The following is a 1,016-nucleotide window of genomic DNA, read 5'->3' as shown; positions in this document are numbered from 1 at the left end:
CTAGATGATCGATTCCAAGGGGTCAGTGGTCGTAGGCGGTCAGGGATCGCATGATCGGTTGGCCGGTGTGCCAGTTGTGCCAGATCGCTGCGGTCAGGGCGAGGACGCGTTGCAGGATCCGGACGGCGACGCCGGTGATCGTTCGGCCGCCGTGTTGTTCGAGGTCAAGTTGGTCTTTGAGGGTCTGGTTGACCGATTCGATGCTCTGTCGTACGGCGCGGAGCAGGCCGCGGCCGGGGCGGGCGGGCTCGGTGCGGTACGCGGGTCGTATGACGGTGATACCGCTTTCGTTGAGCCAGGTTTCGGTGTCGCGGTCGCGGTAGCCCTTGTCCACAACCAGGATCAGCCCGTCTGGGTGATGAAACATGTTGGGTTGCAGGGCGACCAGGTCGGCCAGGATCTCGCGTTCGTCGGTCTTGGCGTTGGTCAGGGCGAACGCGACAGGTAGGCCGTGCACGGTGGTTACCAGATGCAGCCGCAGGCCCCAAAACCATCGCGAGTGGGAAGCGCAGTAGCCGTAGCCGGCCCAGCCCGCCAGGTCCGAACGTAGGGCTGTGGCCCGGGACGTGCCGCAAGGTACCGGGGTGGAGTCGGCGATTCGGATCGGATGCCGCCACAGATCGGTGTCGGTCACCAGCACCGCAATGCAGTGGCTGATCTGGGTACTCAGACCGCGTAGCCGCTTGTTGTAGCCCGGCTGCTTGGGCAGGTGCGGGAACAGGTGGATGATCGACTTGCGGGCGTAGCGGACCCAGCGGCTTTCGTTGCGATAGCCCAGCATGGCCTGCATGACCGACACAGTGATCAGCTCGGCGTCGGTGATCTTCGGAGCGATCCCGACCTTCGGCCGCCACCGGTTCAGCTGCGGGGACGCCTTCAATTCGTCGTCGATCCTGACGTAAAGTGCGGTCGCGAGGGTGTCCAGATCGACGTGCACGTGGCCTCCATGGTCATCGTTGCTCAGCAGCGTCGATCATGGATGCCCTCGCGTCTGTTTGCTGTCCCCTATCCCTTGG

At 64.1% G+C, this 1,016-nt stretch carries 1 protein-coding gene; it reads right to left on the bottom strand.

What is annotated here, in order from left to right:
• Positions 1-22: 22 nt before the first annotated feature.
• Positions 23-937, bottom strand: coding sequence for an IS982 family transposase (locus tag QMG73_RS46165; protein WP_281906527.1), 915 nt, complete (start codon positions 935-937; stop codon positions 23-25).
• Between the last annotated feature and the right edge of the window lie 79 nt (positions 938-1,016).

It is taken from the genome of Phytohabitans aurantiacus (genome assembly GCF_027923225.1).
In the GTDB taxonomy this organism is placed as follows: domain Bacteria; phylum Actinomycetota; class Actinomycetes; order Mycobacteriales; family Micromonosporaceae; genus Phytohabitans; species Phytohabitans aurantiacus.
The sequence above is the reverse complement of the archived record's forward strand: the minus strand, read 5'-3'. Positions and strand labels throughout refer to the sequence as shown.